This window comes from Priestia sp. D3YE.R1 (genome assembly GCF_049199565.1).
GTDB lineage: Bacteria > Bacillota > Bacilli > Bacillales > Bacillaceae_H > Priestia > Priestia aryabhattai.
Map to the genome: position 1 here is coordinate 121,520 of NZ_JBLTHW010000007.1, position 16,907 is coordinate 138,426.

Here is a 16,907-nt window from a genome sequence, read left to right on the forward strand (position 1 = left end):
AGAGAATATAACGTGAAACTTTAATCAGTAGAGGAACCGGTATGTTCCTTTGCTGATTATTGTCTGTCTAATCGAAGAAAATACGGATGGAAGACAATCGAGAAAGGTGGAAATTATGAGTCAAGGAACGTTTAACGATACTTTTTTAAAAGCCTGTAGAGGGGAAGAAACGGATCATGTTCCGGTTTGGTATATGCGCCAAGCAGGGCGTTCACAGCCGGAATACCGAAAGCTAAAAGAGAAGTACTCTCTATTTGAAATCACTCATCAGCCCGAGCTTGGGGCATACGTAACACGCCTGCCCGTTGAACAGTACGGAGTGGATGCAGCTATTTTATATAAAGATATAATGTCACCGCTTCCTTCAATTGGAGTGGATGTTGAAATCAAGTCAGGAATTGGTCCCGTCATTTCTAATCCAATTCAATCTTTAAGCGATGTAGAAAAGCTAGGAGAAATTACGCCGGAAGAAGATGTTCCGTATGTATTAGATACGATTAAACTGTTAACAACAGAACAGTTAAACGTACCTCTAATTGGTTTTGCCGGTGCCCCTTTTACAGTGGCAAGCTATATGATTGAAGGAGGACCTTCAAAAAACTATAATAAAACAAAAGCATTTATGTACACGGAACCTAAAGCTTGGTTTGCATTAATGGATAAGTTAGCAGATATGACGATTACATATGTAAAAGCGCAAATTAACGCTGGAGCAAAAGCCATTCAAATCTTTGATTCATGGGTGGGTGCTTTAAATGTAGCGGATTATCGTTATTTTATAAAGCCTGTTATGGAGCGGATTTTTACCTCTTTGCGCGAAAAAAATGTACCGCTTATTATGTTTGGAGTAGGAGCAAGTCATTTGGCAAAAGAATGGCATGACCTGCCGCTGGATGTAGTGGGATTAGATTGGCGAACGCAGCTGGATGAAGCACGTGCACTAGGCTTAACCAAAACACTGCAAGGAAACTTAGATCCTGCTATTTTGTTAGCTCCATGGGAAGTTATTGAAGAACGTGTAACAGAAATATTAGATAAAGGGATGGCCAGTCCTGGTTACATCTTTAACTTGGGGCACGGCGTCTTTCCACAGGTTCAGCCGGAAACGTTGAAGCGTTTAACAACCTTTATTCATGAATATTCTGCAAATAGACAATAAATTGTCAAATAATTTGGAGCGCTAAACTTTGAATTTTTCTTTTTATTCATGGCAAAATGAAGACAAGTATTGAATCTAACAAAGAGGTGTCGAACACATGAGTAAAAAAGTAATGGGATTACTTGTAATGGCATATGGAACGCCATATAAAGAAGAAGATATTGAACGTTACTATACACATATCCGCCGCGGACGTAAACCTTCACCGGAAGCCTTAGAAGATTTACAAAACCGCTACGAAGCAATCGGAGGCATTTCACCTCTTGCAAAAATTACGCAGCAGCAAATGGAAAGTCTGGAAAAGCGCTTGAATGAAGTACAGGATGAAATTGAATTTAAAGCGTATCTTGGCTTAAAGCATATTGAACCGTTTGTTGAAGATGCAGTAGAAGCCATGCATAAAGACGGAATTAAAGAAGCGGTCAGCATTGTGCTTGCACCTCACTTTTCAACGTTTAGCGTAAAGTCCTATAATGGGCGTGCCAAAGAAACGGCTGAAAAATTAGGAGGACCAATCATTCATTCCGTAGAAAGCTGGTACAGTGAGCCAAAATTCATTCAGTACTGGGCTACACGTGTTAAACAAACGTTTGATTTAATAGACGAAGAGAAACGCCAAAAAGCCGTATTGATTGTTTCTGCGCATAGCTTGCCAGAAAAAATTATTGCAGCAGGAGATCCATATCCAAATCAGCTTCAAGAAACAGCGGATTTAATTGCACAAGTAGCTGGTATTGAACATTACGAAATTGGTTGGCAAAGTGCTGGAAATACGCCAGAGCCATGGATAGGTCCTGATGTCCAAGATTTAACAAGAGAACTGTATGAAGAAAAAGGCTATACGTCGTTTGTCTATACCCCGGTTGGATTTATCGCAGACCACTTAGAAGTACTTTATGATAACGACTACGAATGCAAAGTGGTGACAGATGAAATTGGGGCTGATTATTACCGCCCTGAAATGCCGAATGCACAGCCTGAATTTATCGATGGGTTAGCTACAGTTGTGTTAAAACGAATTGCCCGTTAAGTCAATATAGATTCTTTGTACGTTGAACAGGGACGAAAAGTAACTTATAATCAATATAAAGAAAAGTAAGAAGCGAGCTATGGATTTCCATAATCGCTTCTCTTTATATTGAATTTTACAGAAAAGGCGATGATAACATGACGGATAGACGAAAAAAGGTTGTCATCATCGGTGGAGGAATAACAGGTCTTTCAGCTGCCTATTATTTGCAAAAAAAAATAAAGGATCATCAGCTGCCAATTGATCTTCAACTAATAGAAGCGACGCATCGGCTTGGCGGGAAAATTCAAACGGTCAGACGAGACGGTTATTTATTTGAAAAAGGTCCTGATTCATTTTTAGCGCGTAAGCTAGCTGCTACAAAGCTGGCAAAAGAAGTGGGGCTAGGTCGAGAGCTAGTCGGAAATGAAAAAGGAAAATCCTATATTCTAGTAAAAGATACACCGCATGCGCTGCCTGATGGTGCTGTAATGGGGATACCAACCAAGTTATCTCCTTTTATCACAACAGGGTTATTTTCACCTGTTGGCAAGCTGCGCGCAGCAGCTGATTTTTTCATACCGAAGACAAAAAATCAGGATGACCGTTCGCTAGGCGTATTTTTTAGAAGACGGTTTGGTGATGAAGTTGTTGAAAATTTAATTGAGCCTCTATTATCAGGAATTTACGCAGGAGACGTTGATCGTTTAAGTTTAAGATCAACATTTCCACAGTTTCTGCATGCTGAACATAAGTACAGAAGCTTAATTGTTGGAATGAAAAAGCTAAAAGAAATTCACCCACAGCACGGTGATGATTCGGAATTTAAAAAAAATAGCGTCTTTTTAACATTAAAAGAAGGTCTTCAATCGCTAGTAGATGGGGTAGAAAAAGCAATAGACCCTGATATTATTACAAAAGGAATAAAAGTAGAGAAAATTTATAAAGAAGATACCACATATGAATTATCGTTAAATAGCGGGAAAGTAATAAAAGCAGACAGCGTTATTGTAACTTCCCCTCATGCAGCTGCTCAGTCTATGCTTTCGGACTATAAAATATTCGAACCGTTGAAGCATATGCCTTCCACTTCAGTAGCTACTGTTGTGATAGCCTTTGCACAAGAAGCGCTGCAAGACAATCTAGATGCAATGAACATCGCCGTTTCAAGAAATAGCGATTACACGATTACGGCATGCACGTGGCTAAATAAAAAGTGGCCGCATGCCGTTCCGGAAGGGAAAGTGCTACTGAGATGTTTAGTGGGACGAACCGGAGACGAAGCTGTGGTGGATCAGCCTGACGATGAAATTTTCAAAATTGTCCTGGAGGATTTGAAGAAGCTCATCACCATTTCTGCTGAGCCCGAATTTTATGCGGTAACGAGATGGAAGCAGTCAATGCCTCAGTATACGGTCGGACATCATGATATGCTAGATACAATGAACGAACAGCTTGAAAAAGAGCTTGCCGGTCTTTATGTAGCGGGAAGCTCATACGAAGGTCTGGGTATACCAGAATGTGTAGAGCAAGGAGAAGATGTGGCTAAAAAAGCGGTTAAATATGTGCAGCAACTGTAGAAGTGGAGCGGTGAATCAATGCTCCGCTTTTTTTGTCTACTACTTCTAGAGAAAGGTTATACTAAGAGAAAAGATTGTGGTTGAAAAGCAAAAGAAACTTATGCTATAGTAAAACCGTACTTGTTGACCGAAATATTCATTTGGTCAGAAAGAAGGGGATAACGTGGCTATAGACCGAAAGCAATCAGTTGTTGATGCAGCGTCAAAATCATTTGCGCTGTTTGGATATAAAGCAACGACTATGGAGCAAGTGGCGAAGCTTGCAAATGTCGGAAAAGGAACGATTTATACTTTTTTTAAAAACAAAGAAGAGTTATTCGATGAAATTGTTACACGAATGATTCGAGAAATGACAGATGCAGCTGAAACTGTCATTGACAGCAGCCGTCCTTTTTTTGAAAATGCTCAAGCAGCTATTTTTCGAATCTTAGAATTCCGCACTGAGCATCAGCTCATGCTGAAGCTGGTACAGGAACAGCAGTTAGGCACTACAGCAGTGCAAGAAGTGCTGGTGCGAGTAGAAGAAGAGATTTTAACTTATATAAAAAACAAAATCGAAATAGCGATTTCTAAAAAAGAAATCAAACCGTGCAACCCGGAGCTCACAGCTTTTTTATTATTTAAAATGTACATTGCACTTGTCTATGATTGGGAAAAACGGCATGAGCCGCTTTCAGAAGAAAAAATTGCTGAATTAATTGAACTATACTTTTTACGCGGTCTGTCTCAGTGAGATAGGCTTTTTTCATAGAAAAAACAAAAAAGGTCTCATGAAGAGACCTTTTTTATTGTTCACTATCATCTTTTTTTACACCGTTTAATTCCGTATTTCCTGTTTTTGCATCTTCTTCTTTTTGCTCTACTTCTTTTTCGCCTTCTTTTTTAAGGTCGAAGTAAGCTTTTATCACGTCACCAGTAACAGTTTTACTTAACGTATTAGATGTACCGGCTACATAAGCAGAAGGAATAACAACCGCTACTGCTACTTCGGGATTATCATAAGGGGCGTATGAAACGAATGTAGAGTTACGAACGCTTACGCCTTTATTAAAGGTTTCCGCGGTACCAGATTTACCAGCAATATTATACTGACGGTATTTTCCTGTATTAAGTAAACGTCCTGTACCATGTGACCCTGTAACTACTTGGCGAAATCCTTGTTTGACAAGGTTAATTTCTGACTGGCCCATCGTAATACGGTTTAATACTTCTGGTTCAACAGAACTTTGAATACTTCCTTTTAGTTCGCTATCAAGCTCAGGTTCGCGGATTTCTTTTACTAAGTGTGGCTTCATGCGGTATCCACCGTTAGCAATCGTTGAGATGTACTGAACAAGCTGAAGCGGCGTGTACGTATCATACTGTCCAATACCAAAATCCAGTGCTTTACCTGGTTCGTTTGTTACGGTATTGCGAATACCCGTTGATTCGTTTTCTAATTCGATGCCCGTTGAAATTCCAAGACCAAACTGGCTATAGTATGAGCGCAGCTTATTAAAGATAGACGGTGGAATGTTCAGTTTGCCGCCAGGGCGGTACGTTTCACCAGCCATGCTCATAACCGTACGGTACATGAACACGTTTGATGATTGTTCCAAAGCATTTTGGATCCCAGTTGCTCCAATTGGGTGAGACGACTTTTTAATTGTTCCGCCAGCAAACTTCAGCGGCGCATCGTAAAAAACCGTACCAGGCTGAATAGCGCCTGAATCAAGTCCTGCTAGAACAGTAGCTCCTTTAACCGCGGAACCTACTTCATAAGAAGTTGTCATGTTACCAAGAGCAAAGTCTTGTACTTTACGTGCTCCAGTTTGCTTATCGGTAACAAGCTGTTTTCCACCCATTGCTAAAATGTCTCCCGTGTGAGGGTCCATCATAATAGCAAACGCGCGATCCATTAATCGTGAACCAGCAGCTCCAGATGTCACAGCTTTTGTTAAAACATCTTCGACTTGTTTTTGAAGTTCCATATCAATTGTTAAAATTAAGTCACTGCCGCGCTGACCTTCTGTAACGGTCTCTTGGCTCACTAAGTTGCCCGAGCGGTCCGTTACGTTTTGCACGCGAGCTTTTTGACCGCGAAGGACGTCTTCATACTGCTTTTCTAAATAACTTTTTCCTACTCGGTCATTTCGGCTGTAGCCGTGGGACAAGTAGTACTGTAAGTTTTCGCTTGGCAACCCTTCATCTGCCGATGTGATTTTACCAAGCAGCGTGCTAAGTAAGTCATTGTATGTATACATACGGTCCCAGTAAGTTGTTGTATCAACGCCTGGCAAGTTCCCTAATTGTTCACTAATAACGGCAAGCTCTTTATCTGTTAAGCCGCTTTTAATAATTTGGGCGGTTAACGCGTAGCCGCCTTCCATCTTGCTTTTAATAGCAATCACTTCAAGGTCATCTTTCACCGATAAAAGTTCGTTTTTGGTGATGCGCTTCAGCTGAAGAGGATACAAATCATCTTCAGAAAGCTGACCTTCTTTTACTTTTTGCTTATCTGCTGCGGTAATTTTTTTCGCAGCTGCTTTTGGATGAGTTGCAATCCAATAATCTTTTAAGTCGCGTTCTGTTAGCTTAATCGTATTTTTATCTTTCTTTTTATCCGATTTGCCAAAAACGTCTGTTGTAACAGGAACATCAATAAGAGTGGCAAGCTTTTTAGCTACTTTTAGCTTGTCTTCTTGAGTGACGCCCTTCAAACGCGTGTACGTGACAGCGTTCAACGGTTTATTATCCACGATAACGCGGTCATAGCGGTCTAGCATCTTTCCGCGAGGAACCGGTGAATCTACCGTTTCATCTTCTGTTTTTTCAACTTCTCGTTTATAGTTCTCTCCGTACACAATCTGTACGAAGCCTAATCGTAAAATGAGTGCAGAAAAAAGCAGGAAAACCACAATAAACAGCCAGTTAATTCGAAATGAGACATGTGTTTTTTTGCGCTTTTTAGTTTTCATGTAAACCCCTTCACTTTGTTTATACAAGTTAAAAAAATTCATAAATTTTCTTATGAATCTATCACTCTACATATTAACATAATTTTGTCTATAAATGTTATTAGGTGAAATAAAACAGATAAAAATTTTATAGAAATTCTTGTGGAAGAAGAGAGACCTGTCGAAGGGTGCTGAAGGGGGGTGTTCAATATTTTCCACTCGGTTGTTCAATATTGTTACCTGTTCAAATGTCCTAGAATCGGTAAAATAAAGAGAGATAGATATCAAGGGGGGCAAAACGAATGAAAATGAAAAGGCTTTCAATAATGTCTGGCGTGTTAGCAACATCACTTTTATTTGCGACAGCATGTTCAAACTCAGGTACGGATTCAAAAGCAAGTAAATCAACAGGCTCAGGTGATCAAGTTGTTATTGATATGTTCCAGTTTAAAGTGGAAATTGCAGATCAGCTGAAAGAATTAACGGATGAATATACAAAAGAACATCCAAACGTAAAGTTTAACATCCAAACAGTCGGCGGAGGCGCGGACTATGGTGCAGCATTAAAAGCACAGTTTGCCTCTGGAAATGAACCTGATATCTTTAATAATGGAGGGTTCCAAGAAGCGCAAACGTGGAAGGATAAATTAGAAGATTTATCTGATCAGCCGTGGGTAGATAATCTGTATGATATCGCTAAAGAACCGATGACGATGGACGGGAAAATCTATGGTCAGCCGCTAAACTTAGAAGGTTATGGTTTTATTTATAATAAAGATTTATTTGAAAAAGCAGGCATTAAAGAATTGCCTAAGACGCTGTCGGAATTAGAAGCAGCTTCTAAAAAGCTGAAAGCAAAAGGCATTACGCCATTTTCTAACGGATACGGCGAGTGGTGGGTGCTAGGTAACCACTTATTTAATATTCCAATGGCGCAGCAAGACGATCCAGATGCGTTTATTAAAGGTCTAAACGAAGGAAAAGCAAAATTTGAAGGCAATGAAACGTTTAAGCAATTTATGAATCTGTTCGATTTAACGTTAAAGTATGGAAATAAAAATCCATTAACGACGGATTACAATACACAAGTTACTCAATTTGCTTCTGGTGAAACAGCGATGATGCAACAAGGTAACTGGACGGTAAATATGATCACGAAAATCAATCCGGATATGAAAATGGGCTTTATCCCAATGCCAATCAGCAACGATGCGAAGAAAAATGATAAATTAGCAATTGGAGTTCCAAATAACTGGGTAGTGAACAAAAATGCACCAGATGCAGATAAAAAAGCAGCGAAGGAATTCTTAAATTGGATGGTTTCTTCTAAAGAGGGTCAAAAATTCTTAGTTGAAAAGTTCAAGTTCATTCCAGCGTTCAAAAACATCGATGGAAAAGGAATCGATTCTTTATCTGATGACATCTTAAAATACTCTGAAGAAGGCAAAACATTATCTTGGAACTGGTTTAAGTATCCAGAAGGAACGGTTCAAGAAGTAGGCGCAGCAATGCAGTCTTACGCAGGCAAACAAATGACGGAAGAAGAATTTATGAAGAAATTAGATGCAATTTGGGCGAAAATGAAAAAATAACCAAAAGGTCCGCGTGGAAAACGCGGACTTTTTGGTGTGAAAAAATAGCTGGTTAGATTCATAGTTATGAAAAAATAATAGTTAATTGAAAGCGCTTTTAATGTATAATAATAGTCATAATGTATGACATTAGTCAAAGGAGGTTATTTGTGAAAGGCTGGAGCATACGCAAGAAATTAATTTTGTTTTTCTTATTCGCAACCGTTGTTCCATTTTTAATTTCAACGATTTTTACGTATCAATACACAAAAGAAACGGTTAAGAATCGATTTATTTCTACCAACTATCAAGTTATTAAAAATGGAAGCAATGATTTGAGTGATTACTTAAATGAAATTGCTAATATTACCAAAAGGCTGTACGGCTACCACCCATTTATTAAAGTGTTAGATGAAGGCGTATCAAGTGACTTAGGAGCCAATCAACTGGAAATATCACGCACTCTTCTTTATTTATATAATACTCGTCCAGAGATTGAACAGCTCCATCTTTATATTGAGAACGGGCATGACTCGTATACAGCTTATAATTCGAAAGTGAGCAGCAGAGGGAAGTACGATGATATTTACACTCAGCCTTACTATTCTTATTTAAATAAAAATCATAAATTTCTTGCCATTGAGCCTACCCATGAAATTTATAGCTACAATAATTTATCAACGTTAATTGATTCACTGCCGAATCAAGTTATTAGCTTTCATCAGCGGATTGATGAAATTCCATCAGACAAGTTGTTAGCTTATCTATCTTTAGACATTAACATGACACAAATTCAATCTATATCGCAGCGTTTGTATAATGAAGAGTCAGAAGATTTTTATTTAATGAACAATAAAGAGAAGGTTTTGTATTCTTCGGATTCAAAGGTTATTGGAAAAAATGAAAACTACCCGTGGCTAAAGGCGCTTACGTCTCAAGAGGATCACAGCATGGAATGGGAAGATAAAAGCTTCTCAGGCGTATTAATGTATGAAAAGCTCAAACAGCCTTTTGAGGACTTGTATATTGTGAAACGAATTCCTTACAGTGTTTTATATGAGGATGCAAGAAAGACAGCACTTATGAATGTATTAATTGGCCTGCCATTTTTGTGTATGCTCGTTATCGCTACGCTTTTTATATCAGTACGTTTTACACAGCCAATTAACGTATTGATTCGCAATATGAAAGAAGTGGAAAAAGGATCATTTGAAGTGCGGTTTAAGTCGCTTGGAAACGATGAATTTGGTGTTTTAGGAAGGCATTTTACCTCTATGGTAGAAACAATTAATGACTTGATTGAACGTAAATTTCGCTTGGAATTAGAAAATAAATCAACGCAGCTAAAAGTGCTGCAGTCACAAATTAATCCGCATTTTTTATACAACGCATTTCAATCGATTGGAACTCTTGCCCTTAAGCATAAAGCAGTTGAAGTATATTCTTTATTAACCTCACTTTCTCACATTATGCGTTACAGCATGAATATGAAAGAGGATATCGTAAGCTTAAAGCAAGAAGTCGATCACGTAAAAGCTTTCTTGAGTCTGCAGAAGCAGCGGTTTGGTTCAAAGTTTGAGTATGAGTTAAATATCGAAAAAGAGGCAGAGCTTATGCGAATACCGAAAATGATCTTGCAGCCTCTTGTTGAGAATTCTTTTAAGCATGGATTCGAAACCCGCACAGGAAGCGGAAAGCTGTTGATTTCAGCGAAGTTGAACGGAGAAGAACTGATTCTAACTGTTTCTGACAACGGAAAAGGGATAGAAGAGCAAGAGTTGAATCAATTAAAAACGAGACTTCAGCAATCGTATAATCAAACAGATGAGCATATTGGGTTGCAAAACATTTATGAACGACTTCGCATCTACTATGGAGATCATGCTTCAATGCAAATTAGCAGTCAAGAAAATCACGATTTTACCGTTGTCATAAAGCTAACAACAATTGAAGAAAAGAGGGATAGTGATGAAAGTATTAATCGTGGATGATGAAGAGCATGTAAGAGAAGGGATAAAGCTCCTTGGACAGTGGCAAGAGCATGAAATTACAGATGTGATAGAAGCTGATAGCGGTGAGCAAGCGATTGCGCTTATCGAGGATCACGGACCGGAAATCATTTTTACTGATATGAAGATGCCTAATATCGATGGAATTGCTTTGTTGGAGTGGATTAAAGAGAATTCACCTTCTAGCAAAACGATTGTGGTAACAGGGTATGATGACTACCACTATATGCGTAAAGCTATTCATTTTGGAAGTACGGATTATATTCTAAAGCCAGTGGATCCTTCGATTTTAAACGATACGCTTATACGAGCTGTAACTCAATGGAAAAAAGAAGAAGAGTCAAGAAAAGTCCATAATAGCAGCTATCGTTTAATCAATGAAATGAAGCCGATTTATCGAGATCGAAAACTGACGCAGTTAATGAACAATTATTTGCTAAATCAATCAATCTATGAAGAGTTTGGTTTCCATCTGACTAGAGAATATGAAGTGGGGATTGTACGTGTAGATGAATCCATTATTCGTTCTTTTGGCGGTGACCGGGATTTAGCCTATTTTTCAATTTTAAATGTAATCAATGAAATGCTGATGGCAGAAGAAAATGGGGTAGCCTTCCGTTATTTATCCAATAAGTGGGAAATTATCGTTATATTTTGGAATGATTTTGAACGCATAACCTCTTTACTGACGACTTTACATACAGCAATTCGCCGTACGTTAGACGTGAGCTGTCGGATTGCAAGAGGGTGCAGAGTTTCTTCTATTGATCAGCTAATGAAATCCTATGAACATGCGAAAAACTCGCTTTTATTAAGCAATGTTCTTGATCAAAATAAAGTGAAGGTCTACGGAGAGCAAGACGTTTTAGCAAGTGCTTTATTAATAAATATGATGGATTATAACAGTAAAATTGAAGAAGCGCTGCAAGTAGGAAAGTTTGAAGCCTTTTTGCCGGTATTCAACGAAATTATCACAGCTTTTGAAGCACAAAATTACCTATCATTAAAGCAAATTCTGCATTTTGAGCAGGAATATCAGCTGTTAAGCCAGCATTGGTTAAAAAGATATCACATTCCTTATACGATAAATAACGGTCCTGAATATGTTCTTTCTTTTTTCTATAACCAAGATGGGCAGTTTCAGCTAGCAAAGTATGTAGAGAGAAAGAAGCGTGAAGTAAAGCGCTTTTTAAAAGTAGTAAAAAGGTATAGCAAGCAAAACAATCGCGACGTTATTTATGAGATCGAACAATATTTGCAGCAAAATTTTCATCGAGATGTGAAGCTTCAAGAAATATCGGAACGTTTCTATTTAAGCCGTGAATACATTTCGAGAAAGTTTAAGCAAGAATTTCAAGAAAATATTTCAGATTATATGGTGAAAGTCAGAATGAATAAAGCCAAATCACTTTTACTAAATGAAGAACTAAAAATCTATGAAATTGCGAATATGATTGGATATCATGATGATAAATACTTTCGAAAAGTGTTTAAAAAAGTAGAAGGCATTACGCCAAACGAGTATCGCAGTTTGAGCGTATAAAAAAAGCTGAAACTGTTATAAAACAGTTTCAGCTTTTTTTATTTCATGATATCTAGACAGTGATCGCATTTGTTTCCGTAGCACTCATGCTGTTCCTCGATATCGTTTCCGCATTCTACGCACTTTTTATTGGGTAATCTTTTGAAAAATTCAGTCATTTTTTCTAACATTTTAAATCCCCTCCGTTGTTTTTGTTACTAACATTGTATTATAACAGATGATAAAATGTCAATTATGTTTTATAACAATTTAGCCTATTTTGCTATTCTAAGTGGTTATTTGTTATATAACAATGAGTTATTTCGATAAAATGGCGGAAACGAGTGCCTTTCAGTTAGTTTTCAAAAAAAAGTAGGGTATACTGAACGTAATAAAAATAGTACGAAAGGGTGATTGAAATGAAAGTAACTGTTATTGGTTTTTGGGGAGGGTATCCTGCTGTTTCAGAAGCTACTTCTAGCTATTTAATTGAGCACGATGGATTTCAGCTGCTTGTTGATTGCGGAAGCGGTGCATTGGCTCAGCTGCAAAAATATGCAAATCCAGAAGAAATAGATGCTATGATTTTATCTCATTATCATCATGATCACGTGGCTGATGTCGGAGTATTCCAATATGCTCGCCTCATTCAGACTCATCTAGGGAACGCTGTTAGAGAACTTTCTATTTACGGACATACATATGATCAGGAAAGCTTCAACAAACTTACTCATAAAGGAATTACCAAAGGGGTAGAGTACGATCCCAGTCAAAAACTTGAAGTTGGGCCTTTTACAATCGAATTTATGAAAACAAAACATCCAGTCGTTTGTTATGCCATGAGAATAAGTGCTGGCAATCAAACCGTCGTGTATACAGCGGACTCGAGCTATTTAGAAGAATTTGTTTCCTTCTCAGAAAATGCAGATCTTCTTATTTGTGAATGTAATTTTTATGCTAGCCAAGATGGAAGCGGCGCTGGACACATGACAAGTACAGAAGCCGGTACACTTGCTTCTAAAGCAAGTGTCAAACAACTCATGCTTACTCACCTTCCCCACTACGGCGAACATCAACAGCTAGTAGAGGAAGCTGCTGCTCATTATCGAGGTACGCTCACGTTAGCTGAATCAGGATACGTATGGGAATAACAAGGAGGAAAATGAATGTTATTTATTGATAATCAAAAAAATTATGATCCCCGAATTAATTTAGCAATTGAAGAGTATGCGCTCAAGCATCTAGATATTAATGAGACATATCTGCTGTTTTATATTAATGAACCTTCTATTATTATTGGAAAAAACCAGAACACCATTGAGGAGATTAATACAAAATATGTTGAAGATCAGCATATTCATGTAGTGAGACGTCTATCTGGAGGCGGTGCCGTTTATCATGATAAAGGAAATTTAAACTTCAGCTTTATTACGAAAGACGATGGAAATAGCTTTCATAATTTTAAAAAGTTTACCGAGCCAGTCGTGGAAGCGTTAAAGAAATTAGGAGTTAATGCTGAGTTAAGCGGACGAAATGATTTAATGGCCGAAGGACGTAAAATTTCTGGAAATGCTCAGTTTTCGACGAAAGGAAGAATGTTCAGCCATGGAACTCTTCTTTTTGATTCAGAGATTGAAAACGTGGTATCAGCGTTAAAAGTAAAAAAAGATAAAATTGAATCCAAAGGCATTAAGTCTATTCGAAATAGAGTAGCAAATATCAGCGAATTTTTAGAACAGAAAGTAACGGTGGAAGAATTTAGAGAAATGCTGCTTCGGTATATCTTTGAGGGAGAAGAAAATATAACAGAATATAAACTAACGGAAAAAGATTGGGAAATGATTCATCAAATTTCTAAAGAGCGCTACCAGTCATGGGATTGGAACTATGGAAAATCACCTAAATTTAACTTACAGCACTCTCACCGCTTTCCTGTGGGACAAATTGACGTTCGTTTAGAAGTGAATAAAGGGAAAATCGATGCTTGCACCATTTATGGAGATTTCTTTGGAGTGGGGGATGTCCAGGAAGTACAGGAAAAATTAACAGGTGTTCGTTATGAAAAAGCTTCTATTGAACAAGCTTTAGAAGACATCGATATTCCACATTATTTTGGTAATATTACAAAAGAAGAGTTTGTTGAATTAATCTATTAAGAAAAAAGTCTGCTACGTCAGGCTTTTTTTCTTTTTAAACAGATGAGTCTTGTCAATAGAACAGCAGTAACATTATAATAGAATAGAAGAAGTAAGAATTTTTCCATTATTATGACTTAATAATGAATGGTTGTTCATTCATTCGTTATTAAAAGGAGGAAGTTATGAGATGAATTTGTCAGCACAGCTTCATAACACAGCTGAGCAATTTCCACAAAAATCGGCATATGTTTTTATGGATCAGGAAACATCTTATGCAGATCTTGATGCATCGGTATCTAAGTTTGCTAATGGTCTGAAGCAATTAGGTGTAAAAAAAGGAGATCATATCGCTTTGATTGTCGGCAACTCGCCTCATTTTGTTATTGGATTGTACGGTGCCCTTCGAGTAGGAGCTACCGTTATACCCATTAATCCTATTTACACAGCGGATGAAATTAGCTACATGCTTCAGGATGGAGATGTAAAAGGAGTTATTGCGGTTGATTTACTTCTCCCTGTTTTAAAGAAAATCATTGGACACACTCCATTTTTGGAACACGTTATCTTATGTGAAACGACAGATACAGTGGAAAATATCCCTTCTTATTTTCACACGTTTTCGCAAGTTGTAAACAGAGGGGAAGCTACATATGATTTTCTGGAGTTAAAAGAAGAAGATGTGGCCATCATTCTGTATACGTCAGGAACGACTGGAAAACCAAAAGGAGCTATGCTTACGCATAAGAATATTTATTCAAACGCTCAAGACGTAGCAGATTATTTAAGTATAAATGGGAATGACCGAGTCGTAGCTGCTTTGCCGATGTTTCACGTATTTTGTTTAACTGTTTCATTGAATGCGCCTTTAATGAATGGAGGAACGATATTAATTGAACCAAAATTCAGTCCATCTTCTATATTTGAATTAATTCAAAATCGACAAGCGACTATTTTTGCTGGTGTTCCGACAATGTATAATTTCTTACTTCAGCATGACAAAGGGAAAAAAGAGCACTTTCACACGGTAAGGCTTTGTATATCAGGCGGGGCATCAATGCCGGTGGCACTTCTAACCCATTTTGAACGTAAGTTTGGAGTAATGGTAGCAGAAGGGTATGGATTATCTGAGGCTTCTCCTGTGACGTGTTTCAATCCGATTGACCGAGAGAGAAAAGCCGGTTCTATAGGCACATCTATTATGAATGTTGAAAATAAAGTGGTAAACGAACTAGGAGAAGAAGTGGAAGTAGGACAAGTCGGCGAACTTATCGTCAAAGGCCCTAACGTGATGAAAGGGTATTACAAGCTTCCTGAAGACACGGAATATGCTCTCCGAGATGGTTGGCTGTATACAGGTGACTTAGCAAGAATGGATAAGGAAGGTTATTTTTATATCGTTGACCGTAAAAAAGATTTAATTATTGTAGGAGGATATAATGTTTATCCTCGCGAAGTAGAAGAAGTGCTATATGCGCATCAGGATATTGTAGAAGTGGCTGTTATCGGAGTTCCTGATCCTTCTTTAGGTGAATGTGTGAAGTGTTACGTGGTGTGCAATAATCAAGAGATAACGGAAGAGAAGCTTATTGCCTACTGCAAAGAGCATCTTGCTAAATATAAAGTGCCAAGTGAAATTGAATTTTTAAAAGAACTTCCTAAAAATACAACGGGAAAAATTTTAAGGCGTGCACTGAAGCAGCAGGTATCTCAGGAGTGATGAAATGAAAGCGATTTCAAGTTGGAGGTGGTAAAAGAATGTCATCTATTTCTTATGAAATAAAGGGACACGTCGCCCATGTGATACTGAACCGTCCGGAAGCGATGAATGCTTTTAATTACGATATGCTTAAAGAATTGGAAGAAGTAATTGAAGGGATTCGTATTCAAAAAGATGTTCGAGTTGTAACGTTTAAAGGGGCAGGTGAAAAATCTTTTAGTGTAGGTGCCGATTTAAAAGAACGTAAAACCCTCTCTGACCAAGAGGTAAAGCGCAATATTTACAAAATAGGAGAAGTGTTTTCTAAGATAGAGCAGCTTCCTCAGCCAACGATAGCAATCATCAACGGATATGCATTTGGAGGAGGAATGGAGCTTGCTTTAGCATGTGATTTCCGGATTGCTTCAACAGAAGCGCTTATGGGTTTAACGGAAACAAGCTTAGCGATTATACCAGGCGCAGGAGGAACACAGCGTCTCCCCCGCTTAGTTGGGGAAGCAAAAGCAATGGAACTAATTTTAACAGCTCAGCGCCTCACGGCATCAGAAGCGAAAGAATGTGGTCTAGTAACGAAGGTAGCTCCTGGATATCAAATAGAAGAAACAACAGATATTTTTATCTCGCTTTTATTGAAAAATGGGCCAATTGCAATTCAGCAAGCAAAATTTGCTATCAAAGAAGGAATGAAGGCTGATTTGCAGACTGGTTTGCAAATTGAACGAAAAGCATATGAGTTAACAATTCCGACAGAAGATCGTCTAGAGGCGCTTCAAGCATTTGCTGAGAAGAGAAGACCTAGTTTTAAAGGGAAATAAGAAAGGGCTGTCTAATGGACAGCTCTTTTTCAATTTCTTGATAAATGAAGAAATTGAAAAAGTGAAGAGTTCAAGAATATAGAAGGCAAAGTTTAAACCTAGCTTTTGCCTACAATATAATGATATGATCTAGATAAAACAGCTATCTGAATCAAAAAGTAATGGTTTCGAATTTTTTTCTTAAAAACTGTTGACTTTAATAAAGATATATTTTATTATTATAAAGCGTCGTTGAGACATAACGGTAACAACGAAGCTGAAAAAAAGAATTTTAAAAAGTTGTTGACATTACGTCGGTAACTTGATAAGATAATAAAGTCGCTTAAGAGCGGCAGTTGAACTTTGAAAACTGAACAAAGCGACAAACGTCAACGTTAATTTTTATTTTTAAATTGAGCAAGTCAAACATTTCTTCGGAGAGTTTGATCCTGGCTCAGGATGAACGCTGGCG

At 37.9% G+C, this 16,907-nt stretch carries 13 protein-coding genes; 11 read left to right on the forward strand and 2 right to left on the reverse strand.

Annotated elements, in window-relative coordinates:
- Positions 1-115 precede the first annotated feature (115 nt).
- From hemE to ACOZIR_RS25725, 4 genes are all read left to right on the forward strand, one after another.
- A complete protein-coding gene (hemE, locus tag ACOZIR_RS25710) occupies positions 116-1,159 on the forward strand; it encodes a uroporphyrinogen decarboxylase (protein ID WP_045292379.1) in 1,044 nt (347 codons plus the stop codon).
- 97 nt (positions 1,160-1,256) lie between these two features.
- Positions 1,257-2,189 (forward strand): ferrochelatase, encoded by a 933-nt coding sequence (gene hemH / locus ACOZIR_RS25715; protein WP_045292377.1) that lies wholly within the window; start codon positions 1,257-1,259, stop codon positions 2,187-2,189.
- A 137-nt stretch (positions 2,190-2,326) separates the two neighbouring features.
- The gene (gene hemY, locus ACOZIR_RS25720) at positions 2,327-3,748 is read left to right on the forward strand and encodes a protoporphyrinogen oxidase (protein ID WP_071277685.1); all 1,422 of its coding nucleotides are present in this window, start codon (positions 2,327-2,329) and stop codon (positions 3,746-3,748) included.
- Positions 3,749-3,911: 163 nt separating this feature from the next.
- The gene (locus ACOZIR_RS25725) at positions 3,912-4,481 is read left to right on the forward strand and encodes a TetR/AcrR family transcriptional regulator (RefSeq protein ID WP_028412542.1); all 570 of its coding nucleotides are present in this window, start codon (positions 3,912-3,914) and stop codon (positions 4,479-4,481) included.
- Between the two features lie 52 nt (positions 4,482-4,533).
- Here ACOZIR_RS25725 and ACOZIR_RS25730 read toward each other — a convergent pair whose 3' ends face one another.
- Positions 4,534-6,705 carry a peptidoglycan D,D-transpeptidase FtsI family protein gene (locus ACOZIR_RS25730; RefSeq protein ID WP_421536022.1) on the reverse strand — a complete coding sequence of 724 codons (2,172 nt, stop codon included), beginning with the start codon at positions 6,703-6,705 and terminating at the stop codon, positions 4,534-4,536.
- Between the two features lie 281 nt (positions 6,706-6,986).
- Between ACOZIR_RS25730 and ACOZIR_RS25735 the strand changes: the two genes are divergently transcribed.
- From ACOZIR_RS25735 to ACOZIR_RS25745, 3 genes are all read left to right on the forward strand, one after another.
- Positions 6,987-8,276 carry an ABC transporter substrate-binding protein gene (locus ACOZIR_RS25735; RefSeq protein ID WP_033580638.1) on the forward strand — a complete coding sequence of 430 codons (1,290 nt, stop codon included), beginning with the start codon at positions 6,987-6,989 and terminating at the stop codon, positions 8,274-8,276.
- 149 nt (positions 8,277-8,425) lie between these two features.
- Positions 8,426-10,246 carry a cache domain-containing sensor histidine kinase gene (locus ACOZIR_RS25740; RefSeq protein ID WP_421536023.1) on the forward strand — a complete coding sequence of 607 codons (1,821 nt, stop codon included), beginning with the start codon at positions 8,426-8,428 and terminating at the stop codon, positions 10,244-10,246.
- The gene (locus ACOZIR_RS25745) at positions 10,224-11,807 is read left to right on the forward strand and encodes a response regulator (protein ID WP_045292371.1); all 1,584 of its coding nucleotides are present in this window, start codon (positions 10,224-10,226) and stop codon (positions 11,805-11,807) included. The genes ACOZIR_RS25740 and ACOZIR_RS25745 overlap by 23 nt, the downstream gene beginning before the upstream one ends.
- Positions 11,808-11,845: 38 nt before the next feature.
- Here the strand turns inward: ACOZIR_RS25745 and yhfH are convergent, their stop codons facing one another.
- A complete protein-coding gene (yhfH, locus tag ACOZIR_RS25750) occupies positions 11,846-11,977 on the reverse strand; it encodes a protein YhfH (RefSeq protein ID WP_013055337.1) in 132 nt (43 codons plus the stop codon).
- A 228-nt stretch (positions 11,978-12,205) separates the two neighbouring features.
- Here yhfH and ACOZIR_RS25755 point away from each other — a divergent pair, with 228 nt between their 5' ends.
- The 4 genes from ACOZIR_RS25755 to ACOZIR_RS25770 all read left to right on the forward strand — a co-directional run bounded on the left by ACOZIR_RS25755 (position 12,206) and on the right by ACOZIR_RS25770 (position 16,456).
- Complete coding sequence (locus ACOZIR_RS25755) at positions 12,206-12,937, forward strand: MBL fold metallo-hydrolase (protein WP_045295620.1); 732 nt, start codon at positions 12,206-12,208, stop codon at positions 12,935-12,937.
- A 15-nt stretch (positions 12,938-12,952) separates the two neighbouring features.
- Entirely contained in the window at positions 12,953-13,942 is a 990-nt protein-coding gene (locus tag ACOZIR_RS25760; RefSeq protein WP_045295619.1) for a lipoate--protein ligase, read from the forward strand.
- A gap of 169 nt (positions 13,943-14,111) precedes the next feature.
- Complete coding sequence (locus ACOZIR_RS25765; RefSeq protein ID WP_045295617.1) at positions 14,112-15,641, forward strand: fatty acid--CoA ligase family protein; 1,530 nt, start codon at positions 14,112-14,114, stop codon at positions 15,639-15,641.
- Positions 15,642-15,679: 38 nt separating this feature from the next.
- Positions 15,680-16,456: an enoyl-CoA hydratase-related protein gene (locus ACOZIR_RS25770; protein WP_045295615.1), complete on the forward strand. Its 777-nt coding sequence runs from the start codon at positions 15,680-15,682 to the stop codon at positions 16,454-16,456.
- Positions 16,457-16,907: the final 451 nt, after the last annotated feature.

Excerpts from the sequence above, each read along its gene's own strand:
- hemE (WP_045292379.1), top strand. The coding sequence starts at position 116 with ATGAGTCAAGGAACGTTTAACGATACTTTTTTAAAAGCCTGTAGAGGG.
- hemH (WP_045292377.1), top strand. The coding sequence starts at position 1,257 with ATGAGTAAAAAAGTAATGGGATTACTTGTAATGGCATATGGAACGCCA.
- hemY (WP_071277685.1), top strand. The coding sequence starts at position 2,327 with ATGACGGATAGACGAAAAAAGGTTGTCATCATCGGTGGAGGAATAACA.
- ACOZIR_RS25730 (WP_421536022.1), bottom strand. The coding sequence starts at position 6,705 with ATGAAAACTAAAAAGCGCAAAAAAACACATGTCTCATTTCGAATTAAC.
- ACOZIR_RS25735 (WP_033580638.1), top strand. The coding sequence starts at position 6,987 with ATGAAAATGAAAAGGCTTTCAATAATGTCTGGCGTGTTAGCAACATCA.
- ACOZIR_RS25745 (WP_045292371.1), top strand. The coding sequence starts at position 10,224 with ATGAAAGTATTAATCGTGGATGATGAAGAGCATGTAAGAGAAGGGATA.
- yhfH (WP_013055337.1), bottom strand. The coding sequence starts at position 11,977 with ATGTTAGAAAAAATGACTGAATTTTTCAAAAGATTACCCAATAAAAAG.
- ACOZIR_RS25755 (WP_045295620.1), top strand. The coding sequence starts at position 12,206 with ATGAAAGTAACTGTTATTGGTTTTTGGGGAGGGTATCCTGCTGTTTCA.
- ACOZIR_RS25760 (WP_045295619.1), top strand. The coding sequence starts at position 12,953 with ATGTTATTTATTGATAATCAAAAAAATTATGATCCCCGAATTAATTTA.
- ACOZIR_RS25765 (WP_045295617.1), top strand. The coding sequence starts at position 14,112 with ATGAATTTGTCAGCACAGCTTCATAACACAGCTGAGCAATTTCCACAA.
- ACOZIR_RS25770 (WP_045295615.1), top strand. The coding sequence starts at position 15,680 with ATGTCATCTATTTCTTATGAAATAAAGGGACACGTCGCCCATGTGATA.